Annotated in this window: 38 protein-coding genes and 2 other RNA genes; 8 read left to right on the top strand and 32 right to left on the bottom strand. The window is 58.7% G+C overall.

Going from position 1 to position 25107, the window contains the following annotated elements:
* Positions 1 to 2: 2 nt before the first annotated feature.
* The 23 genes from HBR93_RS17315 to HBR93_RS17205 form a co-directional block, all read right to left on the bottom strand.
* A complete protein-coding gene (locus HBR93_RS17315) occupies positions 3 to 314 on the bottom strand; it encodes a hypothetical protein (protein WP_169877193.1) in 312 nt (103 codons plus the stop codon).
* Positions 311 to 622, bottom strand: coding sequence for a hypothetical protein (locus HBR93_RS17310; RefSeq protein ID WP_169877194.1), 312 nt, complete (start codon positions 620 to 622; stop codon positions 311 to 313). Before HBR93_RS17310 ends, HBR93_RS17315 begins: the two co-directional genes overlap by 4 nt.
* On the bottom strand, positions 619 to 834 hold the full coding sequence (locus HBR93_RS17305; protein WP_169877195.1) for a TraR/DksA C4-type zinc finger protein: 216 nt from the start codon (positions 832 to 834) through the stop codon (positions 619 to 621). Before HBR93_RS17305 ends, HBR93_RS17310 begins: the two co-directional genes overlap by 4 nt.
* On the bottom strand, positions 821 to 1459 hold the full coding sequence (locus tag HBR93_RS17300) for a DNA-packaging protein (RefSeq protein WP_169877196.1): 639 nt from the start codon (positions 1457 to 1459) through the stop codon (positions 821 to 823). Before HBR93_RS17300 ends, HBR93_RS17305 begins: the two co-directional genes overlap by 14 nt.
* Positions 1456 to 2091, bottom strand: a complete 636-nt coding sequence (locus HBR93_RS17295) for a transglycosylase SLT domain-containing protein (RefSeq protein WP_169877197.1) — start codon at positions 2089 to 2091, stop codon at positions 1456 to 1458. Before HBR93_RS17295 ends, HBR93_RS17300 begins: the two co-directional genes overlap by 4 nt.
* A 2-nt stretch (positions 2092 to 2093) precedes the next feature.
* Positions 2094 to 2381 (bottom strand): putative holin, encoded by a 288-nt coding sequence (locus HBR93_RS17290; RefSeq protein ID WP_262377313.1) that lies wholly within the window; start codon positions 2379 to 2381, stop codon positions 2094 to 2096.
* Entirely contained in the window at positions 2381 to 2698 is a 318-nt protein-coding gene (locus HBR93_RS17285; RefSeq protein ID WP_169877198.1) for a hypothetical protein, read from the bottom strand. The genes HBR93_RS17290 and HBR93_RS17285 overlap by 1 nt, the downstream gene beginning before the upstream one ends.
* Positions 2699 to 2820: 122 nt before the next feature.
* Positions 2821 to 3159 carry a hypothetical protein gene (locus HBR93_RS17280; protein WP_169877199.1) on the bottom strand — a complete coding sequence of 113 codons (339 nt, stop codon included), beginning with the start codon at positions 3157 to 3159 and terminating at the stop codon, positions 2821 to 2823.
* A gap of 159 nt (positions 3160 to 3318) precedes the next feature.
* Complete coding sequence (locus HBR93_RS17275) at positions 3319 to 3762, bottom strand: Mor transcription activator family protein (RefSeq protein WP_169877200.1); 444 nt, start codon at positions 3760 to 3762, stop codon at positions 3319 to 3321.
* The gene (locus HBR93_RS17270; RefSeq protein WP_169877201.1) at positions 3759 to 4178 is read right to left on the bottom strand and encodes a regulatory protein GemA; all 420 of its coding nucleotides are present in this window, start codon (positions 4176 to 4178) and stop codon (positions 3759 to 3761) included. Before HBR93_RS17270 ends, HBR93_RS17275 begins: the two co-directional genes overlap by 4 nt.
* A 21-nt stretch (positions 4179 to 4199) precedes the next feature.
* An RNA gene (locus HBR93_RS17265) (hammerhead ribozyme type II) lies at positions 4200 to 4269 on the bottom strand.
* A complete protein-coding gene (locus HBR93_RS17260; RefSeq protein ID WP_169877202.1) occupies positions 4268 to 4939 on the bottom strand; it encodes a DUF2786 domain-containing protein in 672 nt (223 codons plus the stop codon). Before HBR93_RS17260 ends, HBR93_RS17265 begins: the two co-directional genes overlap by 2 nt.
* A 5-nt stretch (positions 4940 to 4944) precedes the next feature.
* An RNA gene (locus HBR93_RS17255) (hammerhead ribozyme type II) lies at positions 4945 to 5016 on the bottom strand.
* On the bottom strand, positions 5015 to 5260 hold the full coding sequence (locus tag HBR93_RS17250; RefSeq protein WP_169877203.1) for a hypothetical protein: 246 nt from the start codon (positions 5258 to 5260) through the stop codon (positions 5015 to 5017). The genes HBR93_RS17255 and HBR93_RS17250 overlap by 2 nt, the downstream gene beginning before the upstream one ends.
* Positions 5261 to 5319: 59 nt before the next feature.
* On the bottom strand, positions 5320 to 5961 hold the full coding sequence (locus tag HBR93_RS17245; RefSeq protein WP_169877204.1) for a DUF3164 family protein: 642 nt from the start codon (positions 5959 to 5961) through the stop codon (positions 5320 to 5322).
* Positions 5962 to 5965: 4 nt separating this feature from the next.
* Complete coding sequence (locus HBR93_RS17240) at positions 5966 to 6349, bottom strand: hypothetical protein (protein WP_169877205.1); 384 nt, start codon at positions 6347 to 6349, stop codon at positions 5966 to 5968.
* Entirely contained in the window at positions 6342 to 6833 is a 492-nt protein-coding gene (locus tag HBR93_RS17235; protein ID WP_169877206.1) for a hypothetical protein, read from the bottom strand. Before HBR93_RS17235 ends, HBR93_RS17240 begins: the two co-directional genes overlap by 8 nt.
* The gene (locus tag HBR93_RS17230) at positions 6833 to 7015 is read right to left on the bottom strand and encodes a hypothetical protein (RefSeq protein ID WP_169877207.1); all 183 of its coding nucleotides are present in this window, start codon (positions 7013 to 7015) and stop codon (positions 6833 to 6835) included. Before HBR93_RS17230 ends, HBR93_RS17235 begins: the two co-directional genes overlap by 1 nt.
* Positions 6999 to 7376, bottom strand: a complete 378-nt coding sequence (locus HBR93_RS17225; protein ID WP_262377312.1) for a hypothetical protein — start codon at positions 7374 to 7376, stop codon at positions 6999 to 7001. Before HBR93_RS17225 ends, HBR93_RS17230 begins: the two co-directional genes overlap by 17 nt.
* Positions 7373 to 8110, bottom strand: a complete 738-nt coding sequence (locus HBR93_RS17220) for a hypothetical protein (protein ID WP_169877208.1) — start codon at positions 8108 to 8110, stop codon at positions 7373 to 7375. The genes HBR93_RS17225 and HBR93_RS17220 overlap by 4 nt, the downstream gene beginning before the upstream one ends.
* A complete protein-coding gene (locus HBR93_RS17215) occupies positions 8110 to 8832 on the bottom strand; it encodes an ATP-binding protein (protein ID WP_034112594.1) in 723 nt (240 codons plus the stop codon). Before HBR93_RS17215 ends, HBR93_RS17220 begins: the two co-directional genes overlap by 1 nt.
* A gap of 60 nt (positions 8833 to 8892) precedes the next feature.
* A complete protein-coding gene (locus HBR93_RS17210; RefSeq protein WP_169877209.1) occupies positions 8893 to 10926 on the bottom strand; it encodes a Mu transposase C-terminal domain-containing protein in 2034 nt (677 codons plus the stop codon).
* The gene (locus tag HBR93_RS17205; RefSeq protein ID WP_169877210.1) at positions 10919 to 11263 is read right to left on the bottom strand and encodes a helix-turn-helix domain-containing protein; all 345 of its coding nucleotides are present in this window, start codon (positions 11261 to 11263) and stop codon (positions 10919 to 10921) included. The genes HBR93_RS17210 and HBR93_RS17205 overlap by 8 nt, the downstream gene beginning before the upstream one ends.
* Before the next feature lie 156 nt (positions 11264 to 11419).
* Between HBR93_RS17205 and HBR93_RS27160 the strand changes: the two genes are divergently transcribed.
* On the top strand, positions 11420 to 12139 hold the full coding sequence (locus tag HBR93_RS27160; protein WP_169877211.1) for a helix-turn-helix transcriptional regulator: 720 nt from the start codon (positions 11420 to 11422) through the stop codon (positions 12137 to 12139).
* 357 nt (positions 12140 to 12496) lie between these two features.
* Positions 12497 to 13378, top strand: coding sequence for a LysR family transcriptional regulator (locus HBR93_RS17195; protein WP_057439228.1), 882 nt, complete (start codon positions 12497 to 12499; stop codon positions 13376 to 13378).
* On the opposite strand, the gene HBR93_RS17190 is transcribed toward HBR93_RS17195, so the two are convergent.
* The gene (locus tag HBR93_RS17190; RefSeq protein WP_169960766.1) at positions 13368 to 14117 is read right to left on the bottom strand and encodes a sulfite exporter TauE/SafE family protein; all 750 of its coding nucleotides are present in this window, start codon (positions 14115 to 14117) and stop codon (positions 13368 to 13370) included. The two genes, HBR93_RS17195 and HBR93_RS17190, sit on opposite strands and share 11 nt — an antisense overlap.
* Before the next feature lie 111 nt (positions 14118 to 14228).
* Here HBR93_RS17190 and HBR93_RS17185 point away from each other — a divergent pair, with 111 nt between their 5' ends.
* The 3 genes from HBR93_RS17185 (at position 14229) to HBR93_RS17175 (ending at position 16249) form a co-directional block, all read left to right on the top strand.
* On the top strand, positions 14229 to 15179 hold the full coding sequence (locus tag HBR93_RS17185; RefSeq protein WP_169960741.1) for a LysR family transcriptional regulator: 951 nt from the start codon (positions 14229 to 14231) through the stop codon (positions 15177 to 15179).
* A 77-nt stretch (positions 15180 to 15256) separates the two neighbouring features.
* Entirely contained in the window at positions 15257 to 15700 is a 444-nt protein-coding gene (locus HBR93_RS17180) for a MarR family transcriptional regulator (protein ID WP_057439182.1), read from the top strand.
* 129 nt (positions 15701 to 15829) lie between these two features.
* Positions 15830 to 16249, top strand: coding sequence for an organic hydroperoxide resistance protein (locus HBR93_RS17175; protein ID WP_057439183.1), 420 nt, complete (start codon positions 15830 to 15832; stop codon positions 16247 to 16249).
* Positions 16250 to 16310: 61 nt separating this feature from the next.
* On the opposite strand, the gene HBR93_RS17170 is transcribed toward HBR93_RS17175, so the two are convergent.
* Positions 16311 to 16883: an elongation factor P gene (locus HBR93_RS17170; protein WP_003172723.1), complete on the bottom strand. Its 573-nt coding sequence runs from the start codon at positions 16881 to 16883 to the stop codon at positions 16311 to 16313.
* A 49-nt stretch (positions 16884 to 16932) separates the two neighbouring features.
* Positions 16933 to 18066 carry an elongation factor P maturation arginine rhamnosyltransferase EarP gene (earP, locus tag HBR93_RS17165; protein ID WP_169960740.1) on the bottom strand — a complete coding sequence of 378 codons (1134 nt, stop codon included), beginning with the start codon at positions 18064 to 18066 and terminating at the stop codon, positions 16933 to 16935.
* A 132-nt stretch (positions 18067 to 18198) separates the two neighbouring features.
* Here earP and HBR93_RS17160 point away from each other — a divergent pair, with 132 nt between their 5' ends.
* Together HBR93_RS17160 and HBR93_RS17155 are read left to right on the top strand one after the other, a co-directional pair.
* A complete protein-coding gene (locus HBR93_RS17160; protein ID WP_057444674.1) occupies positions 18199 to 18567 on the top strand; it encodes a hypothetical protein in 369 nt (122 codons plus the stop codon).
* Positions 18568 to 18581: 14 nt separating this feature from the next.
* Complete coding sequence (locus HBR93_RS17155) at positions 18582 to 19064, top strand: GreA/GreB family elongation factor (protein ID WP_057444675.1); 483 nt, start codon at positions 18582 to 18584, stop codon at positions 19062 to 19064.
* Between the two features lie 5 nt (positions 19065 to 19069).
* Here HBR93_RS17155 and cysB read toward each other — a convergent pair whose 3' ends face one another.
* The 5 genes from cysB to HBR93_RS17130 all read right to left on the bottom strand — a co-directional run bounded on the left by cysB (position 19070) and on the right by HBR93_RS17130 (position 22941).
* The gene (gene cysB, locus HBR93_RS17150) at positions 19070 to 20044 is read right to left on the bottom strand and encodes an HTH-type transcriptional regulator CysB (RefSeq protein ID WP_057439185.1); all 975 of its coding nucleotides are present in this window, start codon (positions 20042 to 20044) and stop codon (positions 19070 to 19072) included.
* 104 nt (positions 20045 to 20148) lie between these two features.
* The gene (locus tag HBR93_RS17145) at positions 20149 to 20649 is read right to left on the bottom strand and encodes a universal stress protein (protein ID WP_057439186.1); all 501 of its coding nucleotides are present in this window, start codon (positions 20647 to 20649) and stop codon (positions 20149 to 20151) included.
* A 70-nt stretch (positions 20650 to 20719) separates the two neighbouring features.
* Positions 20720 to 21637, bottom strand: a complete 918-nt coding sequence (locus tag HBR93_RS17140; RefSeq protein ID WP_038447487.1) for a 5'-nucleotidase — start codon at positions 21635 to 21637, stop codon at positions 20720 to 20722.
* 9 nt (positions 21638 to 21646) lie between these two features.
* Entirely contained in the window at positions 21647 to 22609 is a 963-nt protein-coding gene (locus HBR93_RS17135; RefSeq protein WP_169960739.1) for a putative 2-dehydropantoate 2-reductase, read from the bottom strand.
* A complete protein-coding gene (locus HBR93_RS17130; protein ID WP_115127847.1) occupies positions 22606 to 22941 on the bottom strand; it encodes a thioredoxin in 336 nt (111 codons plus the stop codon). Before HBR93_RS17130 ends, HBR93_RS17135 begins: the two co-directional genes overlap by 4 nt.
* 187 nt (positions 22942 to 23128) lie before the next feature.
* Between HBR93_RS17130 and HBR93_RS17125 the strand changes: the two genes are divergently transcribed.
* Positions 23129 to 24205, top strand: a complete 1077-nt coding sequence (locus HBR93_RS17125; RefSeq protein WP_029297994.1) for a 3-deoxy-7-phosphoheptulonate synthase — start codon at positions 23129 to 23131, stop codon at positions 24203 to 24205.
* Positions 24206 to 24261: 56 nt separating this feature from the next.
* Here HBR93_RS17125 and HBR93_RS17120 read toward each other — a convergent pair whose 3' ends face one another.
* Positions 24262 to 24543: a GNAT family N-acetyltransferase gene (locus HBR93_RS17120; RefSeq protein WP_029297992.1), complete on the bottom strand. Its 282-nt coding sequence runs from the start codon at positions 24541 to 24543 to the stop codon at positions 24262 to 24264.
* Positions 24544 to 25107: the final 564 nt, after the last annotated feature.

Genomic DNA, 25107 nt, shown 5'->3' with positions numbered 1-25107 from the left:
GGTCACGACCAATACTTTTCAGGGCGAGCAATACCTGGTCGGCATTCGATGGTGTACTCGGCGATATCGACGCCGTAGTGGGTCAAGCCACAGATCCAGGTGCCAGAAGGCGACTTGTTCAGCGTGACCAGGGAACGGTCGGCCAGGTAATCCAGTTCGCGGCGCAGCTCCAGTTGGGTGCCGTCGGGATAGATGCCCTGGATGGTGGAAAGCACGACGGCCTCATGTGGGTCCACCGGCCGGGAAGTGTTGAGGGTAAGAAGGATGTACCAGCGCAGAGATTCGCGCCGTACCTTGGCTGGGTCAGGGATCATTCACGCGCTCCTTTGAGCCGTACATTTTCGAGACGCAAGGCCAAGGCATCGAGCTTGGCCTCAATTACTGTTTGGTTGCGCACGTAGTCTTCACGACGGACGTAGTGCAGCGGCATGTCACCCCGCAGGCGCTCAAGGCCAAGTTCAACCTGGCGTAGTCGCTCGGAGTCTTTGGCAACCGCCGCAAAGCGGTCATCCAGTCGGCTTTCCATTTGAGCCAGCAGAACCTTGACCATGCCCGCGAACATCGCGAGCAAGGTCACGGCCGTTCCGACCAACTGCCATACCGGCATTTCGATAGTCGTCATTTACGGTTCATCTCTTCGTGAACGGACTTGCAGTCCACACACAACAGAACGCCGGGCAGTGCGAGCCGTCGGGCTTCAGGGATCACGGTGCCGCAATCCCCACAGTGGGTGGCAGACACGCCAACCAGTTGGCGGGCCTGTGCCAAATGAGCCGCTATTGCAGCCTCTCGGGTCGCTTCCTCTACTACAGATGCGCGATCAAATACGTCCATGGGTGTACCACTCGATAAGGCTTTTAAGCTGCACGCGGCAGGAGGCGTATCCCTCGCTGTTGCGCACGTGGTTTTTGAGGATGTCTGGCTGGCTCACTCTTGAGTCGAGCTGGTCAGCGGCTCCGGCTGTTCCGGAAGAATCAGCAGTCCCGCCGGGGGGCTGGCTGGTGGCAGGCACAGCGGTGACGGGATTGAGGGCTTCGTTCCACACGCGGACAAAGCCAGTAGTGAACACGCCAACAGGAAGCGCTTCGGGTTCAGCTTTAAGGCTGCGGCGGTAAAGAGTCGTGACACGGGCTATCTCTCCCTGGAGTTTGTCAGTGGTGCGGCGATAGCTGGCTTTGGTCTCAGCAAGCTCAGTTTCAAGCGCTCGCCCCCTGGCCTTTTCAGCCAGGAGTTCGGCAACTACCTTTTTCGCCGCCTCGACGGCAGCCTCAGCGAGCCCCTGTTTCTCTTGGGCGTGCTTTTTCTCGACAGCCGCAACGGCTGCGGCGCCATCGGCCCGGCCACGGGCGAGGCCTTCGTCATATCCCTCCTGGCGGTTGAGGTGTAGACCGAAGACCACCACACCAATCAAAGCGAGATACCAGGCAACCGGGCTGATCAAGTCGAGTAAGCCTTTCATTGGCACACCCCCTTGCCCCAACCAGCAGTCACATACAAAGCCTCCCAGCGACGGAGAATGAGCTGCGGGTATTGACGGTTTTCCTTGAAGGCTGCGGCCGAGCGGCCATCATTGAACCGCTCGACAGATCCGAACCAGGTCAGCGGATCGGCTCCCTTAGCCGATGCCAACTTACGGTCGCGAATAACCCAGCCCAGCCCACCGTTGTAGGAGGACAGGATCAGCGCCCCTTGCTCGCAGGCATTGCGCGCCTGAATGCGGCTTGCCAGCCAGCGGTCGTAGCTGACCAGGGCTTGCATGGACCAGACAGGATTAAAAGGCTCGACCTTACCGAGGGCTTTTGGGAAAAGTTGAGCCAACCAGGTGGCGGTCGAGGGCATCACCTGGCCCAAGCCTTGCGCACCAACAGGCGACTTGGCATCGAACCGCCAGCGGCTTTCCTGGTGGATCTGTGCGGCGAACGTTGCCACCGGAGCATCAAGGCCCCATTCCGCCTGGGCGATTCGGGTCAGGTCTCGGCGGTAGCGCTCGGCCTGGTCGGGGATCTCAGCCTTGGCAGGCGTACTAAAGGTGGCTATCACAGCCAACCCCAAAGCTACGGCCCCCATATATAGAAGAACACGCGAGCGCATAGTCAGAGCCCCAACGTCAGGCCGAGGACACAAGCCAGCACGACCAGAGCGCGCCGGATACCTGCCATCGAGCGGTCATAGCGTCGAACCTGGTTCGGCCGGGCATACGGGAACAGCGCCCGGTCGATCCAGTAACCGAGTACACCGCCCAAAGTGACCAGGCCGCATTTATAGAGAACAACCGGGAGTTTGGTGGGAGCAACGATTGCCAGGCACAACAGAAGTGCAATGGTGATCAAGGTCCAGTCGGTCATACGTGGCGCACGGGGGCGCCGATGGAAAGGGGCCATCAACGAGCTTCCTTCATTGGTTTGAGTACGGAGCGGATTTCCGCCATCGAGCGCGCAGCAACAACGGGATTGCCCCGGATTGGCGCTTGCTCTTGGTAGGTGCCAAATACTGGCGATGTGGTGAGGTGCTTTGGGCGCAGCTTTTCCTTTTGCCGCACAAATTCGGCAACACGGCGTTCGTGGCTTGCCACGATCAACTCAACGCTTACACGCCACTCCGGGGGGCATTTGTCCAAGAGCGCCCGCACCTCATCCTCAAAGGGCGCGTCGATGACGAGCTGGGCGTACTGCCTGGATGATCGAGGTGCGGAAGCCATTGGCGAACCCTGCCGGAGTGTATGTCCGGTCTAGATTCGCCTGGGCGGGTGCGCCGCTGTGTTTCTTAAACGCACAAGAAAAAGCCCCGCACGGGGCGAGGCTTTGAGAAGTAGGTGAGGAATTACAAACGTCTGAGCGTCTTCATCATTTCGATATCGCTGTCTGAGGCTCCGCCTTTACGCTGCTCGGCTTCCCACTCCGCGTCCGATTGTTCCTTGAGAGAGTCAGCAGACGGATTTGCAATCTGTGCATCGCACTCGGCGCTGTCTTTTTCCCAGTTACCGCGAGAGTGGTTCAGCTCATCCTGTGACAGCTTGCCGGTGTAGCAACCACCGTTGATGTAGGTGATGTCCGTCAACATTTGCAGGCACGCTGGGAATGCTGAATAAACGGCTCGGGCGCGAATCCTATCGTTCGCGGAGCGCATCACGTCGGCAAGCGCAGACGTATCACGGGTCACACAAGCATCCTGGTTTTTCGCCCAAAGTTCTTGAGCTAGAGACCGAGTGAGCTTGGCTTGGCTCAGGTCATCCTTGAGAGCAGCACTAGAGGTTGTATCCGAGTAAGCCGTCGATGCATACAAGGCAGAAGCCACTAATACCGCTCTCAAAACCATCATTTAATGGACTGTCCCTTCGTCGTAGCCAAATAAGTCAGGCTCGTTGCGACGGTGCAAGGCCCTTTGGCGGGAGATAATCTCATAAATGGTAGGTGACGCAAGCTTGTACTTACGCACCAGCTCAGGGGGCTGAATGTTGCTATCGTGCCAGTCTTGGAAGATCGCAGCGTCTCGCATGGCCTTCTTGAGTGCATCACCTCGGGGGAGGTAAACCACCGCGCCCCCCATCGTGTCGCAGATCGCAAAAACCACTGAGCGGGCAATTTCAGGCACCACGTCCGGCCGATCCAGGAGTCTCACCTTCAACTCCGCCTCAGCAATCCCCACCATTTCCTTGATCGTACCCTCCCAACGACGCATAACCGTGGGATTCTCCATGTGGGCCAGCACCTTGAGCGGGTCCAACCTGTCGGAGTCATCCTCGAATAACTGATCGTTGCTCATTGTGTCGGCCTCCCATGGCGTTTCGCGTCGTAGGCCAACGCAGTGATAAGGCCACCCAGTTGCTTAGCGTCCAGCCAATCTACGCGCTCGACCTTGAACATCCGCAGCGCCATACCATCGGCATATTCCCAAGGGCGATCAGCCTCAGCCAAGAAGGCCTGAATTTTCCCAACAAGCTTTTTCCGATCTGGCGCGACATTTGGCACTGCGCGTCCCTTGGTTTTTGGCTTCGCCTTCTGCTCCCACCCCAGCCGCTTAAATTCGGCCAGCACTGCCACTGCCTGCATCGGAGTTATGTCCTTTGAAGACGTGACGCCTGCGACACGCTTGAGCAGCGCCCGGTATGTATCGTCATCAAGGCCCAAGTCCTTCTTGGCGATGTGGATCTTTGATAGCTGTAAATTACGTCGATTCATTTTCTCCTTTCTCCTTCACTTCCTCGGCAGCTCATCAGTATCCGGCCGCCACACCGGATAGACCGTCCAGTTACCTGGAGCGGTTTCGCTCAGTGAAGCGCTAGCTGATCTTGACCATCGACCCCGTGATTCAAACGAACATCGCTCGCGGCCCGGATGCCGTGCATCGCATCGGTTAGAGACCGAACGCCTGTCCCTTTTCCCGCGCTCCGGTTCCGTGCGCTGCCCTTCTCAGTTTCAGGGTGATGCTTGAGCATGTAGGCATTTGCGGCCAGGGACGGCTCATCATTTCCGGCGAACTCCATCACCCTGTCACGGACCTCCCAGACCCACGCACTGCAAAACACGTCCGCTCGCTTTGTTTTCGTTGCGGGCTTGCAGCGTTTGAGGTGCTGGGTGATGAAGTCGCGTCGAGCTTGGCGTACCTGTCGCAGAAGAATCGTCATCGTGTAACTCGCGATCTCTGCGAGTTCACCAATAAAGCGCCACTCCCCGAGCCCTGCCATGAACAACACTTTGCATGCATACGCCTTCATAACTGCCCCGGCCAGATTCGCTTCCCACTGAACTGGCGTAATTTTCGACCCGCTACGGGCCGCGCACTCCAGCACCTCAGAAAGCAAAACATCGCCCTCCTCAATACGGAATTTTTCCATCAAGGCACGCGCCTGGCGCATTGCCGCAGCCGCCTCGTGAGGGTTCGCACTACCGGCGAGCCGTAAACACTTTTTAATCTTTTCCAGGGCTTTTGCGTGGTCCATTGCTTCCTCGGCTGCTCATCAGTACCCGGCCACCGCGCCGAGCAGACCGCCCCGGAATTCCCGGAGCGGTTTCGCTTAGTGAATGGTTGGCTTCGTCAGGACTTTTTCAATCATTGCCTGGCATATCTCGCAGTCGCAGGAGACGTGCATCCCGGTCGCTTCAAATGGAATACGGGCAATGACTTTTCCACCACGGACCATCGCGCTGGCGATCAGGGCGGCTTTGCTGCCGCTGACTTGGCTGGGGCTGTTCGGGCTGTTTACGGAGATGGACACGCCATCGGTGTTGTTGTCTTCGATAGTGATATGGATCTTGGCCATGTGGGCTGTACTCGCAATAGGTGTGGGGCGTCTGGTGGTGTTTGAGGCTTGATGTCAGATCAATGCAGCTTCGGCGGCGGAGGTTCCGCAACGAAGATGCTTGCGATATCCAGAGGGATAGGCGCGTATTGATCCGAGTCTCCAATCCGCTCATACACCCGCAGATAGCTTTTAGAACCAACCACCTGGACTGCCTCACCGATGGCCTGCATCGCTCGTTGCCATCGCCCGTCCTGAATCTCCAGCCTGCGAAGGCCCAGCACACGGCCGGTGCTGATCTCTCCGGCTTTGTCTGTGCGGAACGCTTCGTTGACCAGGACGCGCACCTCACTACGAGCGTCCTGAGTCCATTCCGCCGCACACTCATCAATCAATGCCCGGGCTGCCTGGAGGCGTTCGTCGAACTTGATAGAGTCCTGAACTGCATGAATAATTTTGAAGCGGCCGTCGAACGTCAGCAGCGTGACATTCCCCTTCTTTCCGCCGATGGCGGCGCCGTACTGCTCAGCTGACATTTCCACAAATGCCTTGATGTCGCCGAATGCGGCCGCTTTGAATTCGCCCAACAGTGCGGAAACGCTCTTTGCCTTCTTAACAAGCTCAGTAACCAGCTCATCGCGAGCCAGATCAATGGGTTTGATAAGTTCGACCGGGACCAAATGGCCTTTGGCGTCTTGGCGATATCCTTCTTGAGTGATCATTTCTTTACTGCTCCATATTCGTGTCTGATTTGGTGTTGCGGTGCTTAAGGACGTCGATGATCTCGCTGATCCTCATACGGCCGTTCGCACGTTGTTGGTCTGTAAGAACCGGTTTAGGTGGCGCCTGGAGGCTTGGCCTACCCGGTATCGCTCTTATCAATGTTGCCGGTGCGGGCCATCGTTCACAGCTTGCAAACAAAGCCTCAAACGCTGACCGAACCCGCACTGCGTCTGTCTTCTCGTCCCATCGCTGGGCCTTTCTCAAGGCGACCATCCAAACGTCCAGGGTGTGGGTAACGGCGTCGGCAGCGGGCGCGCCATCCAGGCGTAAGGCGACCAGCCCCATAAGCCCCGCGATGACCTCGCGCTGTAGCCAGTCATCAGCCATTCAATCGTTCCTGCAAAGCTTGCAATGCATAGGAGGTCTGGCTGGGCCGGACCATTGCGGCAGGCTTAGCCGCAGCCACTACAGGAACCAGCGCATTAGAAGTGCTCTCGCCTTGCCACTGGCTCATCACCTGGTACAACCAACCGTGCCCTTTAAGTGGCGTCGCCAGGCGTCCCGAGTCGCGAGCCCCAAGCGTTTGTTCAATGGCCCAGACCCAACAAGCGGCCGGGGCGTTGAATACAACGCCGTTACGCTCAATGCGCTGGGCCTGGATATCCGGCAACACTTCGGTAAGAAGCTTGCCCACCCGATCCATGGTCAGTTCCCGCGTCTCCGGCCGGAACAGGCCTACATAGCGAATCAAGGCGTTACCGAGTGGACCGGACAGCTTGAACGCAACTCCGAGCGCTTCGCGGGCACCGTCATGCGCAATCAAAGCATCAAGGCTGATAGTCGTTCCGCAATTTGGGCATCGAGTGCGCATTAATGCACCTCCCGCTTTTGTTCAGTCTTCTCAAGTTCTTCCGCACGAATGCAGGCGAACTTGTAAGTTTCAGAAAACCCGACGCACTTCTCGCCCTGGTACAGCCGAATAAGGCTGCGGCCAGAGATATAAATTTGAACGACCGGCACTTGTGGTTGAACAATCTCAGTGGACAGTTGCATTTCCGGCACCTGCGCAGTTGGGGTTGTTGGGGCAGTGCTGGCAGGCTCGCCAAAGCTGCATTGATTGAGGGTTATGCGTTGGTGGCGCTTTTTCACGGTAGGTTTGGCACTGTTCGATTGTCAGAACCTCGCCAACCGCGATGCAGTCAATGCGTCCAAGTGCGTCTAGCACGCGGCGCTCCACCCCCTTAGTGCTGGGGCTGGAATACTTATTGTTAAGTACAAGGCTGACGGCAGTGCGGCTGATCCCGACGCGCTCAGCTGCACGTGTACGATTGGTTTCTCCGACTTCCGCCGCTAGCAGGCGTACAAATAACGGCGGCTGGTTGCCCCACTTTGAAATATCAACTTGGTTCATCATGCCAACTCCAACTGAGCGCGCTGGAGAAGGCTGACTCCTGGCCCGGAAACACCGGCTGCAACAAACTCCGCCAGCAACTTTTTCAGCCTGGTGTTTTGTTCCTGCATATCGTTGGAGGGAGAAGACTCTCCCGATACGCCACCCGACTCGACGTTGGAAAAAACCACCTTGTTCAGATTTGGATCAAATACCTGGAGCGATACCGATTTCTGAATAATGGGATGACGTGGGCCGGTAGACATCCCTGGCGCAAACTTGAAAGTTTGAGGCCCCTGATAGTCATACTCGCTTGCAATGAGATATCCGGCCTTGGTCAACGCAGCGAAGTAATTAAGCGCGTATGCCTGCGAAACTCTCACATCTCCGATGCTTGCCATTTCCGCAGCTTGTGCGGCAGTCATTTCGCCAATAATGCGCAGACTACGCCAAAGATTTTCCGCGCCAGCACCGTGGAGCGAGCGGTCCCCGGATAGCGTTACCTTTGGGTGCTCGGCGCCTTCGTCCCTTACGAGACGCCATCGGTGATCAGCAAACTCACCAGCCCCATCAACCAGCTCAATAAGTGCGGCTTTATTGAGGGCGCGAATGTAGTTCTTGACGCTGCCGTCGGACTGGCCGGACAACTGCACAATTTGCCGTGTGGTGAAGCCTTTACGATTATCGCGAACTGCCTCCCACATGAATTGGCGAGGCTCTTTGCCGCCGACCAAGCGAAGCTGAGTTGCCTTAGCCATTAGCGAGTCCTCCGGGCAGGAGCTTCGCCATTGTCCCAGCCACGCTTGCCCCACGCGGAAAGGTCGATTCGATCAAGCATCTGGGCTGCGGCTTCGGACTGAACCCTGTAAAGATTCACCGCCGCACGGCGCAGGCAACCACTAGTGGCACGATTCAGGTCTTCCAGCAGATCGTCAGCGATATGCAATTTCGGATAACTGGCGGTAGCGAGCTGTTTCAGGTCTTCCAGCGTGGCTGCTTGGGCCGGAACCCATTCAAGCACCCGATTGTGCAGGCGCTCCAGCCTGGACAAAGACGCGGGCACTCGCTCTTCGCCAATCAGAACGATGGTTCCCTGACTGGCGTTGTAGATATCCGTCAATACGTTCGCTGCCGCTTTATCTAGCAGGTACTGAACATCATCAATAATCAAAGGACGGTTAGATGCAGTGAGTTGGACGGCAATCTGATCAACCATTTCCGACATTGTGCGCGTCGGGTGTACCGACATCTCACGAAGGACCGACTGTAGAAAGGCTTTCTTACTCCAGGTGTCCCGGCATTCCACGTAATAGGCGCGGTGCATATTCGCCGCAAAGGCAGCAGCTGCGCTCTTCCCGAAACCGCTAGGGCCGTACATGGTGACCAGGCCAGGAAGTCCAGCCGGACGCACCTGTGCGCGCTTCATGGCACCGGCAAGCAAGCCCACATTGGTCAATGGAACGATTTTGGTTACACTCATTGTGTTGTCTCTCCTTAAGAACGAGCTGGCAGGCTCGTTTACTGCTGTAAAACGCGAGACTCACCCCGCGCGTTGAAACACTTCTTGCATCGCTGTGAAGTCCGGGTGGGAGGGATACAACTCCCACCACCTGGCTTCATCAGCGTTCAATTCTTCTCCTGACTTAACGCGCTCATCGAGCTTTATCCAAAGCCGATATCGGGCTACGTCATCCCCTGGAACAGTGAATTGCGGGCGTTCAGCATCCAGCTCTAAGGCGTACTCTTGTGCGAGCGTCAGGGCCTCACTACTAAGCGTTGCCGAAGGACGGGTGGACGGTGCGATCATCTCCACCCGGTGCCCAGTCAGCGTCTCCAGCTTGTCCATCGAGCGCTTGACCTGGCCTTGCTCACGCTTGGCGCGGCTCTTCTCCAGTAGGCTCATCGGCATATAGTCCGAGGCGTTACCATCCAAAAGCGCCTCCCCAACCATTTCCCCGTCTAACGTGTATGCCCAGACACGTGCAGCATCTCTAACGTCGTAGGCCAACCGTATTTCTTGCCCGTGCAAGGACCTCAGCGCATCCATGAAATAGGTGTTGTTCATCCACTGAACTTCCCCACGATGGGTCTTGCGGATGACTTGCGGCCGCATCAGCGATTCAACTAGCTCGGGTGTAGCCACCACTGGCTCCCAACCCTGATCCAGTGCTAATTGCCATGCTTCGTCGGGGCTTGGGTATCGTTGAAGGCCAGTGAACGGGTCCCTGATCTTTTGGAGACCGCGATGTGGGGTTCGGTTATAGGTCGCTATTTCATCCTCGACCCCTGCCATGAACTCTCCGAAAGTCGGCATTAACCGGGTAGTGCCCAGTTCCTTGAGCTGCTTGCGGCCAAGCCGGTGAACCCTGGTCCCCGCGTGCTTATCCATGTCGGCGCCGATGTAGCTGGTCAGCTTCTTGGCTGCCCGAACCCAAACGGTCTTGTGCCCACGCTCGGAAAGACCGCGTGCCTGGCTGTTATAAGGAATCGAGTGCTGCATGGTCCCACCGAGGCGGTCCACAACCTCCCGCACCATGTCGTTGTCGAAGCCGGAACCGTTGTCGACGTAGAAGATTCCGAACATGCAGCGACGAACGGCATCACGCAGTGCATCCAATACTCCGATAGCCGACTCCGCTTCACCTACGGAGACGCCGACAATTCGACGTGTTGCCACGTCCAGGACTGTGGTGATTTCCGGCCGGTAAGGCTTGCCAGTGATCGGGTTGATGACTTCGGCGTCAAACTTGTGCCCATCGGCGGTGTAAACATCACCTGGGAACATGTTCTTGGTAGTCCGCCGTCTGAACGGCTGGAGCGATTTAAGCTCTTGAGGGCTCATGCGCCCCGCCTGTAGAGCCTCCGGCGACAGCTTTTTCAAGAAACGCTGAACTGCGTGGATGCTGGGCAGTTTGCCGGTGTAGTTGCGGGCAAACTCCGAATAGCTGGCAACAACGCTTGGTTTTGTTGGGCGCTGATAGCACCGCAGAAAGTCTTTTGCCCAGTCAGGTACGGTCAGATCTGGCCGCCGACGCAGCGGGGCAAGCCCAACTTCTCCACCTTCACGGTATGCGGCAATCCAACGCTTGAGGGTCCGCTCGGATAGTGCCCGGCCACCGGCTTTCTTATGGTTCGCCAGCTCAACCCGCTCCATCAGATAGGGGCTCAGGGCTCCGTCATGCGCCTGTTTAACCAGGATCTCAATTGCTCGGCTTTGAGGGCCTACCGTGGTCATCCGCTCAATTTCACGAATGAAGCACAACCGCGCCACCATGACTTCCCGCTGTGCGTCAGTCAGTCGAGCGGACGAACGGATCTCTGGCTGGTCACTTTTGATAGCAACAGCCTGTTCAGGCTGCACCACAACTGCTGGCATGACCTCGGCAACCGACTTCGCCATCAGCGCGGCTTGAGTCTCAACTGGTAGACAGGCGAATGGATACTCAACCGCTTTACTTGCAGCACGTTTCCGGCATTCCCACTCAAGGCGCGCAGCAAGCTTACGAATGCCCGGCACCGAGCCTGGAAGCCCCGGAAGGCCTGCAAGTTCTTGAGATGTATACCAGTTACGCATCGGTCTCTTTCCGCTGGGTTTTACTGTGACCAACCGGACCTTTTTCGGTATGCTTTGGGGATACCGTATTGGACTCTGCACGATTGGGCCGCTGACGAATTGGCGAACCATCTGGGTTCCAGCGCTCGGGCCAAAGCTGGACCGGCTGGAGCCCGAGAGCCTTAGCAATTTCACGCTCTACGCTCGGGTACGGACGCTTCTTGGCGTTACGCACGGCGCTGTCGCTGAGCCCTTGGTCTCTCGCCAGCTCGGCAAGATTGGTTCCGCGAACACGGAGTTGGAATTTGATCCATTCCCAGCGGCGTTCTAAATCGAGCGGTATGTCGAAGGTTTCCATTACATAACCATCAGTCAGGGTGGTTTTTTTGGCTTTCTAACGGCCGGTTCAGCACAATATATCCCGTATACGGGATTAGGTAAACCGAATGCGGGAGTTTTTATTCCCGTTTTCGGGCTTAGCAATGATCGTATTGAGAAAAGGCACGTGGAATCAGTGACTTACACGGAAAAGAAACATCCACAGCTTGGCGAAAACGCAGTTTCTTTTCCGAATCCGGGAATAGAAACCCGAATAGCAACAGTGGCGGGCCTTTTTGAATCCCGAAAACAGGCTGCGGAAGCTGCTCAAGTCGGACTGTCGTCACTTCATAGGTGGATCGCCGGGGAAGGAATGCCCGCGTTCAATTCGCTCGCGCTGCTAGCTGCCGCTGTAGGCGTATCTCTCGACTGGATCGCATCGGGTCGAGGGGAGATGTACCCGACCGAGGGAAGCCCGGCACAACCAGGCGACGAGCTTTCTTATGCCTACGTGCCGCTATATGACGCACGCATCAGTCAGGGCCATGGGGCCTGGAGCGACGGCGCACGCGTTCTAACGATGCTTGCCTTCACTAAGTACAGCCTCAACAAGAAAGGCTTGCAGGCATCACAGCTCGCCGCCGTGCGCGTTGACGGGGATTCCAACGAGCCATTCCTTAAGGATGGCGACACGGTGATGGTTGACCTGTCCCGTAACCTAATCCAGGGGGAGGCTTTCTATGTGATCCGCCTGGACGATCTGCTCTACGCCAAGCGGTTGCAGCGGCAGCTCGACGGTGGCGTCCTGGTTATCAGCGCCAATACGGCCTATCCGTCTATCAATGTCCCGGCAGATCGCCTAGAACGTTTGCAAGTGGTAGGACGGGTGGTCTGGTCTGGCGGATGGATGATCTAAATCCCAAGTGCCAAAAAGCCCGCTAAATGCGGGCTTTTTGTTGGAATCCGTTTTTTTACACTTAGCGCCCCTTTTGGCACCGGTTAGGGCTACCTGGCCCATTCAGAGCCCGCCTTTCCTGGCTTGCCCGTTTTCTTCCCTCTTCTTCCCACCAGTTTCCTTAGTGCCATATCTCCCACAGCCTCACACTGACGCTCGCGCTGCACGGCGTACCAACGGCAAACCCTTTGAAACACCCCGGCCAACGGGCGTTTCACCAACAACACATAACCTCTTTGACCCTTCATCATCTCGCCCTCCAGTGGGGATGACTAAAGTCTGGGCCTGGGGCTATGATCAATCCAACGAATGTTTTTTATGCAACACATCTCAGAGATTGATCAATTGAACAACTACCCGAGCATTGATACCGACGTGCTGCGCACCTTCGTCGCCATCGCCGACCAGGGTGGTTTCACCCGCGCCGGCGAGAAGGTCAACCGCACCCAATCGGCGGTCAGTATGCAAATGAAACGTCTGGAGGAGGACGTGTTGCAGCGCAAGTTGTTCGAGCGTGATGGCCGGCAGGTCAGGCTTACGCCGGAGGGGCAGGTGTTGCTGGGGTATGCGCGGCGCATCCTGAAGCTGCACAGCGAGGTGTTCAATACCTTGCGCGAGCCGCATATGGTCGGGCTGGTGCGCATCGGCACCCCGGACGACTACGTGATGCGCTACCTGCCCGGTATCCTCAAGCGCTTTTCCAAGGCCTACCCGCTGATCCAGATCGAAATGCACTGCGAAGGTACGCCCGTGTTGATGCAGCGACGTGACCTCGCGTTGACCGTGGTCAGCCGTGAACCGGGGAATGAAATCGGCGAACAGCTGCGCAACGAGCGCATGGTCTGGGTGGCGTCACCGTGCTTCTGCGTGGATGAACACGAGACCCTGCCCCTGGCGATCGCCGGCCTGGACAGCTTTTGCACGCAATGGGCGCGCGCCTCGCTGGAGGCCGTGGGGCGCGAGTATCGCCTGGCCTACCACAGCTCCAACGGTGCGGCGATCCAGGCCGTGGTGGGTGCGGGGCTGGCGGTGACGGTGATGATGGAAAGCCTGGTCCCCGACGATCTGCGGATACTCGGCAGTGACGAAGGTTTCGGCCCACTGCACACGGTCAACTTGCGCCTGCTGCGCAACCCGAATATGACCTCGCCCATCACCGAGTGCCTGGCCGAGTACATCCTCGAAGGCTTCAGACTTTAAAGGTCAACATCACCGCGCATACCACCAGGAAGCCGCAGAACAAACCGCGCAGCAGACGCTCCCGCAACGCGTGGGCGATTTTCACCCCCCAACTGATACTCAGCAGCCCGCCGACCGCCAAGGGCACGCCGATCAGCCAATCCACTTCCTGGTGCCAGGCATAAGTCACCAGGGTGACGCCGGTGCTGGGCAAGGCCAGTGCCAGGGACAAGCCCTGTGCAACCACCTGGGTGGTGCCGAACACGCTGGTCAACACCGGTGTGGCAACCACCGCGCCGCCAACACCAAACAGGCCACCCATGGATCCCGACGCCGCGCCCAATACCCCCAGCCACGGCCAGGAATAGCGCATCTGCGCCGAAGGTGGCGCATTGCTGGTGACCATGCGCACCAGGTTGTACGCCGACAGGGCCACCAAAAATGCGATAAAACCAATGCGCATCACGCCCGCATCAATGCCTACCGCCCAGATCGAACCCAGCCAGGCAAAGCAAAACCCCGTGATGCCAAGCGGCGAGGCATGGCGCAGCTCAATGCGGTTGCGCTGGTGATAACGCCACAGCGCCAACATCACATTGGGCACGACCATCACCAGCGCAGTGCCTTGGGCGATTTGCTGATCCAGGCCAAACAAGACGCCCAGGACCGGAATCGCGATAAGCCCGCCACCAATGCCAAACAGCCCGCCGACGGTACCCAGGGCTATGCCCAGCACCACATACATCGCCATATCCACCACAACCGTACCCCTGCACCGTCTCAAGCCCTGCATGCTACGCAGTCCACTCTGGTATGGGAACGCACAGCAACGCACAATGGCTATGCCAAATCCGCACAAGCGAATCCCCCCATGAACCCCACGACCTTGACCGATCAACTGGGCCTGTTCCTCGACGTGCTGGAGGCCGGAAGCTTTTCCGCAGCGGCGCGGCGCCATCCGCTGACGCCCTCGGCCGTGGCCCGGCGGATCGACAGCCTGGAAAGCGCCCTGGGCAGCCAGCTGTTCCTGCGCAGTACCCATGCGGTGCTGCCTACCCCTGCCGGCCTGGCATTTGCCGAGCGGGCGCGGCGGATTGTCCGGGAATTGCAACTGGCGCGAGCCGAGGCGGTATCACTCAGCCATGCGCCCGAGGGCCTGATTCGCGTGGACGCGCCCGCCGCCTTTGGCCGGCGACACCTGGCACCGGCAATCGCGGACTTTCTAACGGTCTATCCGGGCCTGGACGTGCACCTGCATCTGATCGACAGCTTTGTCGACATGCAGGGCGAGCACCTGGGCAAGGTCGACCTGGTGCTGCGGGCCGGACATATCGTCGACACACGGCTGATCGCCACGCCTTTGGCCAGCATCGTGCGAATCGCCTGCGCCAGCCCGGCCTACCTGAAAAACCGTGGCATGCCGACCCATCCCAGCCAACTCAACGAACACGACGGCCTGGACTGGGAAGGTCTGGCGCCGATGTTCGCCTGGCGTTTTGAACTGGATGGTCGCAAGAACACCTACCGCCCACAGCGCATCCGCATGAGCGCCAACAATGCCGAAGCCCTGCTATCGGGCGCTCTGGCCGGACTGGGCATCGCTCACCTGCCCACCTGGCTGACCAGTGAGTACCTGGTGCGCGGCGAACTGGTGCCGTTATTCTGCGAAAACGGCCTGCCGACCGCAGAAACCGCCGGCATCTACGCCCTGCGCCTGGAACAGCAAGCCAATGCTCGCAGCCGTCTGCTGCTGGAGTACCTCAAGAGCCGTTTCAGCCCCGTCCCGCCGTGGGATCTGGCGTTGCAGAGCGGCTGGGGCTGACTGCGCCTGCAGAATTGTCTGGCGCGTTAAAGGTTTGGCCGCTAGATTCCAGATCAAATACGCTTTAAGGCACTGCCATGACCCACTCTTGCGACGCCCTGCTCCTCGACAACCAACTGTGCTTCGCCCTGCACTCCACCTCGTTGTTGATGACCAAGGTCTACAAACCCCTGCTGCAGGCCCTTGGCCTGACCTACCCGCAGTACTTGGCCATGATGGTGTTGTGGGAACAAGATGGTTTGACCGTGGGTGAAATCAGCAATCGCCTGCTCACCGATCCGGGCTCACTGACCCCACTGCTCAAGCGCCTGGAAGCCGAAGGCCTGTTAAGCCGCACCCGCAGCCGCGCCGATGAGCGTGTGGTTGTGGTGGAGTTGACCGAGGCTGGCCGAGCACTGCGGGACAAGGCCATGGATGTTCCCCCCTGCATCCTTGGCGCCAGCGGCCTGCAGATGGAGCAACTGCAGAAGCTGCAAGCCGACTTGCTGGAGCTGCGCAGGAATCTACAGGCCAGCGTCTAGCCGCCCCCCCAAAGGTGATGACGATCACTTCAAAATTTATATTGCGCGCTAAACATTTGCGCGATACATTCATCTCGCCACTTACTTTGCGCGCAAACCTTTAGCGCAAACACCAGCGAGGAATCCCTGATGCAAACCCTCTATACCGCAGTAGCCACCGCCACCGGCGGCCGAGATGGTCGTGCCGTTTCCAGCGACAGCATCCTCGATGTCAAGCTCTCTACCCCTAAAGAGCTGGGCGGCGCGGGCGGCCAGGCCACCAACCCGGAACAACTGTTCGCTGCTGGCTACTCGGCCTGCTTTATCGGCGCCCTGAAATTCGTCGCCAGCCAGAGCAAACGCAAAATCCCCGATGATGCTTCGATCACCGCCCACGTCGGCATCGGCCAGATTCCCGGTGGTTTTGGCCTGGACATCGACCTTCACATATCCCTGCCCGGCCTGGCGCAAGATGAAGCACAGAGCCTGGTAGACGCTGCACATCAAGTCTGCCCGTACTCCAACGCTACCCGTGGCAATGTGGATGTGCGCTTGCATGTCACGGTGTGACAGGTAAACAGGCATAAAAAAACCCGACTCTTGGTCGGGTTTTTTATTGGTAACACCAGAATTACTTCTTGGCGCGACCTTTGTACGAACCACCTTCACGGGTGTCGATTTCGATCAGGTCGTCGATTTCGATGAAATCAGCAACTTGCAGTTCGGTACCGTTAGACAGCTTGGCAGGCTTCATCACTTTGCCCGAAGTGTCGCCGCGAGCGGAACCTTCGGTGTAGGCAACCTTACGCACGATGGTGGTCGGCAGCTCTACGGAAACCAGGCGCTCTTCGAAGAAAATGGCTTCGCAGACGTCTTCCATGCCTTCTTCGATGAACGGCAGAACAGCTTCGATATCTTCAGCGTTCAGCTCGTACATGGTGTAGTCGGTAGTGTCCATGAACGTGTAGGTGTCGCCGCTGATGAACGACAGGGTCGCTTCTTTGCGGTCGAGGATCACGTCATCCAGTTTGTCATCGGCGCTGTAGACGATCTCGGTCTTGTAACCGGTCAGCAGGTTCTTCAGCTTGGTCTTCATGATTGCGCTGTTACGACCAGACTTGGTGAACTCAGCTTTCTGAACCAGCCAAGGGTCGTTTTCGAGACGGATCACTGTACCGGGTTTCAGTTCTTTACCAGTTTTCATTACGAATATCCGAAATTTGGATGGGATTTACAAAAATCAAGGTCGCGTATCATATCCAATTTTCATAAAAGTGTACCAGCGCCGTCGCAAGATCGGCCTGCAAGGCCTGTTCCAGACACCATTTTTCGGCATGTGCGGTCACCTCAGGCCAATGCTCAAGGAGCATTTTCCAGTTGGCGGCCATGTCAGCGTCCGTGTTCCAGGCTTGCCAAAGGGCAATCAGTGCACCTTTGGCTGCGGGGGACAGGCCCTCGGTGTAGCGCTCAAGGAATGCATCTAGCTTGTCCAGGTGAATGTCTTCATCCTGACGGTAGATATGCCACAACAGCGGGCGCCCGGCCCATTGCGCACGGACGAAGGAATCCTCGCCGCGCACCGCATTGAAGTCGCAGCACCACAACAGGCGGTCGTACTGCTCCTGGCGCACGAACGGCAGCACCTGCACCGTCAGCGCGCTACGCAGGTGTACCTGCCCCACGCCCAGCGCCTCGACGCCCAGCCAGCGCTGCACATCACCAAGGATGCGCCCTTCCGGCACCAGCAGATGGGTGGGCTGCCCGTCGGCCGCCAACACCTCCAGCCAACTGGCCAGGCCGGCATTTTCGTAGGCAAACAGCGAGATCAATCGTGCGCCCGCCACAGGAACAACGCCCAAGTCTTGTAGGAATTGTTGCTGAGCCTGGGAATCACGCTGAAACGCCTGACGCTGCTCGATCAACCCGGCCTCACGCAGCAAGCCCCCGGTCCCAGGACGGAATCCCGGAAAGAAGAAGTACTTTTGCACGCCCTTGAACTTGACCGACGGCAAGCCATGGCAACCGACCACCCACTCCTCGGCGCTCAGGTAATCCAGGTTCATCCACAGCGGCGTGCGCTCGCGAGCGGCCATGGCTTCCATATAGTCCGGGGGCAACTGGCAGGCAAAGGCGGCGATCACCACGTCCGCCGCCGGTGTGGTGGGCCAGTGCGCCGGCCAGTGGCGCACGTCCACGCCCTCCTGCCACTGCTGCGCCGCCTGCACATCAACCTCAGGGCACATGCGCTCGAACGCCCGCAGGTCATCGACCCACAACCGCACCGCACAGCCCTGTTCAGCCACCAATTGCCGGGCCAGGCGCCAGGTCACGCCGATGTCGCCGTAGTTATCGACGACGCTGCAAAAAATATCCCAGCGGGCTTTCATTCCGGGCTCCATCAGTCAAAGGCTCGATTGTCCGCATAATTGCCGCCATGCAGAAGGGTTGATCGCGATTATTCTGCACGCCGGCTATGCGACAATCCCCAGCTCGCCGCAAACGCCCGCCAGGAGGCCACCATGTCCGATCGCCCGTTGTCGATGTTCAAACTCAGTATTGCCGTGGCCCTGGGCCTGTGGCTGGGCTTTGTCGCCATCGCCCTGACCGGCTGGCTGGCCTCGCGCTACCTGCTTGAACAACCCGTGGCCGCCGTCACCCAGGCCGTGCAGCAACTGGGCAAACCGCCTGCCGTGACGCCCGAGCCACCGAACCGTATGTTTGAGCAATACCAACAAAACCTGCACAAGCAGGAACAGCAGCAGGCGCTGGATCAGGCCCGGGACAACCCGCGCAACCTGTCCAACCCCAAATGCCAGTTCTGGCTCCAGCAGGACCAGAACGCCCCCAGCGACAAGAGCCGGGCCAACGTCCTGCAATTTTGTGATTGAGCCGAAAACCGCCCATGAATAAACACGCCGTCCTCCAGTTGATCCTGGAAAAACTCGTCGCCGATCTGGATGTGGCACAACGCGCCGCGCAAACTGCCTACGAGACCGCAACCCACGAAGAAAACATCGCCGAAAACAAGTACGACACCCTGGGCCTGGAAGCGTCTTACCTGGCTGCCGGGCAAGCCAAACGCGTCGAGGAGATCAAGCAATCACTGGCGCTGTGCCAGAACCTCAACCTGCGCCCCTACGATGAACAACGGGGTATCGAGGTGGGCGCCCTGCTCGGCCTGGAAGATGACGACGGCCGCCAGCAATGGCTGTTCCTGGCGCCGGACGCGGCAGGCCTGAAAGTCTATGTGGTGGGGCAGTTGGTGACCGTCATCACCCCCCGCTCGCCGCTGGGCAAAAGCCTGCTGGGCAAATTCGAGGGAGATGAGGTGGAGATTACGGTGGCGGGCGCCCGGCAACAATTCGTGGTGACCGAGGCCCGCTAGGCCGATCAGTGAACCGGTAGTTCAACGCCGTCGAACAGCTCTTCCAGTTCCTGCTTGTTATGGCACTGGATCGCCTTGGCCATGATTTCACGGGTCAGGTGCGGGGCGAACTTCTCGATGAAATCGCACATGAAGCCACGCAGGAACGTGCCACGACGGAAGCCGATCTTGGTCACGCTGGACTCGAACAACTCGCTGGCATCCAGTACCACCAGATCGCTGTCGAGCTTGGCATCGACGGCCATCTTGGCCACGATACCGACGCCCAGGCCCAGGCGTACGTAGGTCTTGATCACGTCGGCGTCAGCTGCGGTAAACACCACTTTGGGCGTGAGGCCGCGATGGCTGAAGGCTTCGTCGAGCTTGGAGCGGCCGGTGAAGCCGAACACGTAAGTGACAATCGGGTATTCCGCCAGCGCTTCCAGGGTCAGCTTCGGCAGTTTGGCCAGCGGGTGGCCCTGGGGTACCACGACGCAGCGGTTCCAGCGATAGCACGGCATCATCACCAGGTCGCCGAACAGCTCCAGGGCTTCGGTGGCGATGGCGAAGTCGACGGTGCCGTCAGCCGCCATTTCAGCGATCTGCATCGGCGAACCCTGGTGCATGTGCAAGGCCACGTCCGGGTACTGCTTGATGAACGAGCTGATCACCGGCGGCAGCGCATAACGGGCCTGGGTGTGGGTGGTGGCGATCGACAGGGTGCCTTTTTTCTCGTTGGAGAATTCCTGGGCGATCTGCTTGATGCTTTCTACCTTGCGCAGGATTTCGCCGGCGGTGGTAATGATGCGCTCACCGGCAGGCGTGACGCGGGTCAGGTGCTTGCCGCTGCGGGCGAACACTTCGACGCCCAATTCGTCTTCAAGCAGGCGGATTTGCTTACTGATACCCGGTTGCGAGGTGTAGAGGCTTTGAGCCGTGGCGGAAACGTTGAGGTCGTGGTGCGCCACTTCCCAGATGTAGCGCAGTTGTTGAAGCTTCATATGTGTCCCTCAAAGCAGATAGACGCCACGGATATCAGCGACGGTATATAACTATATTAAAGGTTGGATTGATAAATCTAGAACTTTTTATCGTTTACACCCCATCACACATCATCACTGCGTCGACGTTGCAGCAAAGGCACCAGATAGACCGGCACCTGGGACAACTGCAACACCCGCGCCGCCGTACGCCCCAACGGGGTCGAGGCTCCTTCGCCCTGGCTATGACTCCCTACGATCAACAAATCCACCGAGAGTTTCTGCGCCTGGTCGAGAATCACTTGGGCGGGATCCCCCTGGATCACCCGCACCGAACGAATCGCCTGCAAGTCCTGCTCGCCGTCCTGCAACTCTTCACGAAAACTGTCCAGCACCCGCTGTTCGATGTTTGCCATCACTGTATTGAGGCCCTGGCTCTGCCATTCGCTCAGGGCCTGTTCATCAAGATAGGTTTGCAGCACCGATTCTGCGAACAGCCCGATCGGCTCGACCACATGAATCACATACAGCTCCGCCTTGAATGTGCGCGCCATCGCCAGCGCATGTTGCATCACGTAAGGCGCATATACACCCAGGTCTGAGGCATACAACATCGACCGAATCATAGAACCTCCTGGACTGCCAGGATGGCGGGGATTGTTTCAGCTTAGCAGCGCCTCCGCGACTGCGATGAACTTAGCTCTCGACCTGGACTTTCGGCTCATTGCTCACGCCATGGGGCACATGCCCGGTGGCCACCACCTCCCTGGCTTTCTCGCAATGGCCGGCCTGGTCGTCAAAAAACACGTCGGCGGCAAACGCTTCAAGGAACGCCGATTTTTCCAGGCCGCCGAGAAACAGCGACTCGTCCAGGCGGATATCCCACTCACGCAAGGTGCGGATCACTCGCTCATGGGACGGTGCCGAACGCGCCGTCACCAGCGCGGTGCGGATCGGGCAAGACTCATCGGGGAACTCGCGCTGCAGCAGATTGAGGGCCGCCAGGAAGCCCTTGAATGGCCCACCGCGCAACGGCTCGCGGGCCGCTTGCCGCTCGCTGGCCTGGAACGCTTCCAGGCCGCCGCTTTGGTAGACGCGCTCTGACTCGTCGGAAAACAGCACCGCGTCACCGTCGAAGGCAATCCGCAACTCAGCGCTGGAAGCCCGACGAGCGCCGCCGGACAAAATGGTCGCTGCCGCAAAACCGGCATCCAGCGCGCTGCGCACATCTTCGGCGTGGGTCGAGAGGAACAGGTGGCTGCCAAACGCCGCCAGATAAGGGTGGGGGTTACGCCCACCGACAAAGGCGGCGCGGGAAATATCCAGGCCGTAGTGCTGGATCGAATTGAACACACGCAACCCGGTGTCGGCGCTGTTGCGCGACACCAGTACCACCTCGACCCGTGCGCGGCCGAGGCTGGCATTCAGGGTCAGGAGTTTCTTGACCAAGGGGAAGGCATCCCCCGGCTCGAGGATTTCTTCCTCGTGGTCGATCTGATATTTGCGGTAGGCCTCGACGCCCTGGGCCAGATAAACCTTATGGCTTTCACCCAGGTCGAACAGGGCACGCGAGGAAATCGCCAGCACCAGTTTGTCGCTCATCCCTTTGGCCATGTGTGTTCCTCAGTCGTTGCGTCGATCAATAAAACTCAAGGCCTGGTACAACGCCTGCATCCGCGGCAACTCGCAGCCCGCGGCCCTGGCAGCAGCCAGCGGGCGAGCGTAGATCGCGGCCAGTTCCAGGGGTCGCCGGTGCAGATGATCGTGATACATGCTGGGCCAGTAATCCGTCAAACGCTCGGTCATGCTGAACATCTGCTCGGGGTAGCCGGGCGCGATCTCATGGCCGCACGCCTGGGCGCCCTGCACCACTTCGGCCATCAGGCCCTGGATCAATTCCCGGCTGGATGCGTCGGCCATCAACTGCGAGGTATTGGCACCGAGCAGCACCGACAGGCCGTTGTACGGCACATTCCACACCAACTTATGCCAGCGTGCCTGATCCAGGTCGGGCATGGCCTGGGCGTCGATCCCGGCGTGGCGGAACAGCCCGGCGCCCTCTTCGACAATCGCCTGGCGGCGTGCAGCATCAGCGATGGCAGTGCCGCTGTGATAGCCAAGGCTGACCCGGCCCATGGCCTGGTGCTCGACGATCCCCGGCCCGGAACGGTGCACGCAGATATAACAAAGCCCGCCAAGCAGGTGCAGGGACTCGGGCAGATACTCGCGCAGGCTGTCCTCGACGGCGAGGCCGTTTTGCAGCAATACAACCTTGGCATCGGGCGCCGCGACCTGGGCAATGGTGGGCGCCAGTTCAACGTTACCGGTGGTCTTGGTGCCCACCAGCAGCCAGTCGCAAGGCGGCATGTCGGCCGCGCTGGCATAGGCCTTGACCGGGTGCAGGCGCAAGGCGCCATGCACCGCACTATTGAGCTGCAAGCCACGCTCACTGACCGCCGCAAATTCACTGCGCAGCAGGAAATGCACATCGAAACCGGCGCGCGCCAGCATCAACCCGTAAAAACCACCAATGGCACCGGCACCGATAATCCCAATGCGTGGCCCTGGCTCAACTGCACTCGTCATGGCAACTCCTCTGGTTCTCGTTTGAGCGCTTCTTCTATAGCCTCACGTAGGTCGCCGGCATTCAGACCCGTCTGCAATGCGCCGTGGAACTGCCCCTCGCACACCACAAACAGCGCCGGCAAATGAAAGATCCCGTAGCGCTGCACCGCGCCGCCATTGTGCCCGGCGTCGATCCAGCAGATGCGCGCAACCGGCAGCTCCCAGCCGGGCAACTGCTGGCGCGCCCAGCGGCAACTGGAACAGCCGACACTGGTAAACACCAGCAGCGAAGCACCCGGCAACGCCAGCAACTGCTGGTCGATATCCAAATCCGTCAATTCAAACGCTTTCACTCGATCTGCACCACACCCTTTAACCAGGCAACACACTATCAGGCCGCACGACACCGCGCGCAATTGCCCATTGTCGAGCCGGCTTGTACGCGCTAAGGTTCGGCTCCCCGCTGCATTTAAATCATGCTGTGCTCCGCCGCACGGGGTTCGCTGGCGGCCGGCACCCGTGACCCTGACGAGTAACACGATGGCTGATTTACCGATCAACGACCTAAACGTCGAATCCAACGAGACCCTGATCACGCCCGATCAGCTCAAGCGCGAAATCCCTCTGAGCGACGCTGCATTGCAGACCGTCACCAAGGGCCGCGAAGTCATTCGTGACATCCTCGACGGCACTGACCACCGCCTGTTCGTGGTGATCGGGCCCTGCTCGATCCACGACCTCAAGGCCGCCCACGAGTACGCCGAACGCCTCAAAGTGCTGGCTGCGGAAGTGTCCGACACCCTGTACCTGGTGATGCGCGTGTACTTCGAGAAGCCGCGCACTACCGTGGGCTGGAAAGGTCTGATCAACGATCCGTACCTGGACGACTCGTTCAAGATCCAGGATGGTTTGCATATCGGCCGCAAGCTGCTGCTGGACCTGGCTGAAATGGGCCTGCCAACGGCCACCGAAGCCCTGGACCCGATTTCCCCGCAATACCTGCAGGACCTGATCAGTTGGTCGGCGATCGGCGCGCGCACTACCGAATCGCAAACCCACCGCGAAATGGCCTCTGGCCTGTCCTCGGCCGTGGGTTTCAAGAACGGTACCGATGGTGGCCTGACCGTGGCGATCAACGCCCTGCAGTCGGTTTCCAGCCCACACCGTTTCCTGGGGATCAACCAGGAAGGTGGCGTGTCCATCGTCACCACCAAGGGCAACGCCTATGGCCACGTGGTCCTGCGTGGCGGCAATGGCAAGCCCAACTATGATTCGGTCAGCGTGGCCCTGTGCGAACAGGCACTGACCAAGGCGAAGATCAAGCCGAACATCATGGTCGATTGCAGTCACGCCAACTCCAACAAGGATCCGGCCCTGCAACCGCTGGTGATGGAGAACGTGGCCAACCAGATCCTGGAAGGCAACCAGTCGATTATCGGCCTGATGGTCGAAAGCCACCTGAACTGGGGCTGCCAGGCGATTCCAAAGGATCTGGCCGACCTGCAATACGGCGTCTCGATCACCGACGCCTGCATCGACTGGTCCGCCACCGAGACCACCCTGCGCAGCATGCACGCCAAGCTCAAGGACGTATTGCCCAAGCGCAAACGTACCTGACGCACACAAAAACGCCGGGCTAAGCCCGGCGTTTTTTTATGCCTGCCTGTTTGCTTTCACAGCTTCGCGGCATGGCGCTGGTGGCGCTCCATGTAGCGCTCGACGTAGGAGCAGGACGGAATCACCGTGTAGCCCATGCTCTCGGCGTATTGCAGCGCTTCTTCGGTCAGCGCAGCGGCAATGCCGCGCCCACGCAGGGCATTGGGCACAAACGTGCGGTAAATATCCAGGGTCTGCTTCCCCAGGTCCATGTAGGTCAGATAGGCACGATGACCGTCCACATTGGTCTCGAACTGATGACCAGCCTGGTCATGGTGGATGGACAACGCCTCGCTCATCACTACTCCTCGCGGGTCTTGGTTTCTGACCCCTACCTTACCGATGTTTTTCCGGCGAAGGAACATCTACGCCACCCCGTGCCGGTTTCGACAACGAGAAAAGCCCTACAGCACTCACGCCCCGCACGCAGGAATAGTAGGCACCAATCCTGTCATTGCTCAAGGGACACTCGTCATCCATTTGGCTCGCGAACATAGAAAGGGCTGATCGAACATCCTGTGGTCGATAGCCTGAACATTGCCGGCAGTTGAAGCGTGAGACGAACCCGCGCTTTTAAAGTCACCTCTACATGCGCGAAAGATGCCCGGCAACCCCGGGACAATCTGAACAATAGTATGGGGGCAGATATATAAATTGACATCGGCTTACAACGTTTAACACTTGCCAGGCGGCGCTTTCAGCCTGGATCCAATCTTTGACCAAGCGTCAAAAACTGGATATTTTTTATACAGACCCTCTAAAGATTAGCCAAAACAGATTCAGCACAAGAATTTTTTTTGCTTCTTGCGCTACGTCAGTTTACTTACTACAAGTAATGGGTAGTATGTACGCCGGCTATTAGC

The sequence above is a fragment of the Pseudomonas sp. WS 5411 genome (assembly GCF_012985595.1).
Lineage (GTDB): Bacteria > Pseudomonadota > Gammaproteobacteria > Pseudomonadales > Pseudomonadaceae > Aquipseudomonas > Aquipseudomonas shahriarae.
Note: the sequence above shows the minus strand (reverse complement) of the source record. Positions and strands in the feature narration are given on the sequence as shown.

Coding starts and splice junctions, on each gene's coding strand:
- HBR93_RS17195 (WP_057439228.1), top strand. CDS start 12,497: ATGCAACACATCTCAGAGATTGATCAATTGAACAACTACCCGAGCATT.
- HBR93_RS17160 (WP_057444674.1), top strand. CDS start 18,199: ATGTCCGATCGCCCGTTGTCGATGTTCAAACTCAGTATTGCCGTGGCC.
- HBR93_RS17170 (WP_003172723.1), bottom strand. CDS start 16,883: ATGAAAACTGGTAAAGAACTGAAACCCGGTACAGTGATCCGTCTCGAA.
- HBR93_RS17220 (WP_169877208.1), bottom strand. CDS start 8,110: ATGGCTAAGGCAACTCAGCTTCGCTTGGTCGGCGGCAAAGAGCCTCGC.
- HBR93_RS17140 (WP_038447487.1), bottom strand. CDS start 21,637: ATGGCCAAAGGGATGAGCGACAAACTGGTGCTGGCGATTTCCTCGCGT.
- HBR93_RS17205 (WP_169877210.1), bottom strand. CDS start 11,263: ATGGAAACCTTCGACATACCGCTCGATTTAGAACGCCGCTGGGAATGG.
- HBR93_RS17310 (WP_169877194.1), bottom strand. CDS start 622: ATGACGACTATCGAAATGCCGGTATGGCAGTTGGTCGGAACGGCCGTG.
- HBR93_RS17135 (WP_169960739.1), bottom strand. CDS start 22,609: ATGACGAGTGCAGTTGAGCCAGGGCCACGCATTGGGATTATCGGTGCC.
- HBR93_RS17305 (WP_169877195.1), bottom strand. CDS start 834: ATGGACGTATTTGATCGCGCATCTGTAGTAGAGGAAGCGACCCGAGAG.
- HBR93_RS17155 (WP_057444675.1), top strand. CDS start 18,582: ATGAATAAACACGCCGTCCTCCAGTTGATCCTGGAAAAACTCGTCGCC.
- HBR93_RS17145 (WP_057439186.1), bottom strand. CDS start 20,649: ATGATTCGGTCGATGTTGTATGCCTCAGACCTGGGTGTATATGCGCCT.
- HBR93_RS17250 (WP_169877203.1), bottom strand. CDS start 5,260: ATGGCCAAGATCCATATCACTATCGAAGACAACAACACCGATGGCGTG.
- HBR93_RS17300 (WP_169877196.1), bottom strand. CDS start 1,459: ATGAAAGGCTTACTCGACTTGATCAGCCCGGTTGCCTGGTATCTCGCT.
- HBR93_RS17235 (WP_169877206.1), bottom strand. CDS start 6,833: ATGCGCACTCGATGCCCAAATTGCGGAACGACTATCAGCCTTGATGCT.
- HBR93_RS17245 (WP_169877204.1), bottom strand. CDS start 5,961: ATGATCACTCAAGAAGGATATCGCCAAGACGCCAAAGGCCATTTGGTC.
- HBR93_RS17210 (WP_169877209.1), bottom strand. CDS start 10,926: ATGCGTAACTGGTATACATCTCAAGAACTTGCAGGCCTTCCGGGGCTT.
- HBR93_RS17225 (WP_262377312.1), bottom strand. CDS start 7,376: ATGATGAACCAAGTTGATATTTCAAAGTGGGGCAACCAGCCGCCGTTA.
- cysB (WP_057439185.1), bottom strand. CDS start 20,044: ATGAAGCTTCAACAACTGCGCTACATCTGGGAAGTGGCGCACCACGAC.
- HBR93_RS17290 (WP_262377313.1), bottom strand. CDS start 2,381: ATGGCCCCTTTCCATCGGCGCCCCCGTGCGCCACGTATGACCGACTGG.
- HBR93_RS17270 (WP_169877201.1), bottom strand. CDS start 4,178: ATGAATCGACGTAATTTACAGCTATCAAAGATCCACATCGCCAAGAAG.
- HBR93_RS17175 (WP_057439183.1), top strand. CDS start 15,830: ATGCAAACCCTCTATACCGCAGTAGCCACCGCCACCGGCGGCCGAGAT.
- HBR93_RS17185 (WP_169960741.1), top strand. CDS start 14,229: ATGAACCCCACGACCTTGACCGATCAACTGGGCCTGTTCCTCGACGTG.
- HBR93_RS17120 (WP_029297992.1), bottom strand. CDS start 24,543: ATGAGCGAGGCGTTGTCCATCCACCATGACCAGGCTGGTCATCAGTTC.
- HBR93_RS17260 (WP_169877202.1), bottom strand. CDS start 4,939: ATGGACCACGCAAAAGCCCTGGAAAAGATTAAAAAGTGTTTACGGCTC.
- HBR93_RS17275 (WP_169877200.1), bottom strand. CDS start 3,762: ATGAGCAACGATCAGTTATTCGAGGATGACTCCGACAGGTTGGACCCG.
- HBR93_RS17240 (WP_169877205.1), bottom strand. CDS start 6,349: ATGGCTGATGACTGGCTACAGCGCGAGGTCATCGCGGGGCTTATGGGG.
- earP (WP_169960740.1), bottom strand. CDS start 18,066: ATGAAAGCCCGCTGGGATATTTTTTGCAGCGTCGTCGATAACTACGGC.
- HBR93_RS17230 (WP_169877207.1), bottom strand. CDS start 7,015: ATGCAACTGTCCACTGAGATTGTTCAACCACAAGTGCCGGTCGTTCAA.
- HBR93_RS17315 (WP_169877193.1), bottom strand. CDS start 314: ATGATCCCTGACCCAGCCAAGGTACGGCGCGAATCTCTGCGCTGGTAC.
- HBR93_RS17125 (WP_029297994.1), top strand. CDS start 23,129: ATGGCTGATTTACCGATCAACGACCTAAACGTCGAATCCAACGAGACC.
- HBR93_RS17215 (WP_034112594.1), bottom strand. CDS start 8,832: ATGAGTGTAACCAAAATCGTTCCATTGACCAATGTGGGCTTGCTTGCC.
- HBR93_RS17285 (WP_169877198.1), bottom strand. CDS start 2,698: ATGGCTTCCGCACCTCGATCATCCAGGCAGTACGCCCAGCTCGTCATC.
- HBR93_RS17295 (WP_169877197.1), bottom strand. CDS start 2,091: ATGCGCTCGCGTGTTCTTCTATATATGGGGGCCGTAGCTTTGGGGTTG.
- HBR93_RS17180 (WP_057439182.1), top strand. CDS start 15,257: ATGACCCACTCTTGCGACGCCCTGCTCCTCGACAACCAACTGTGCTTC.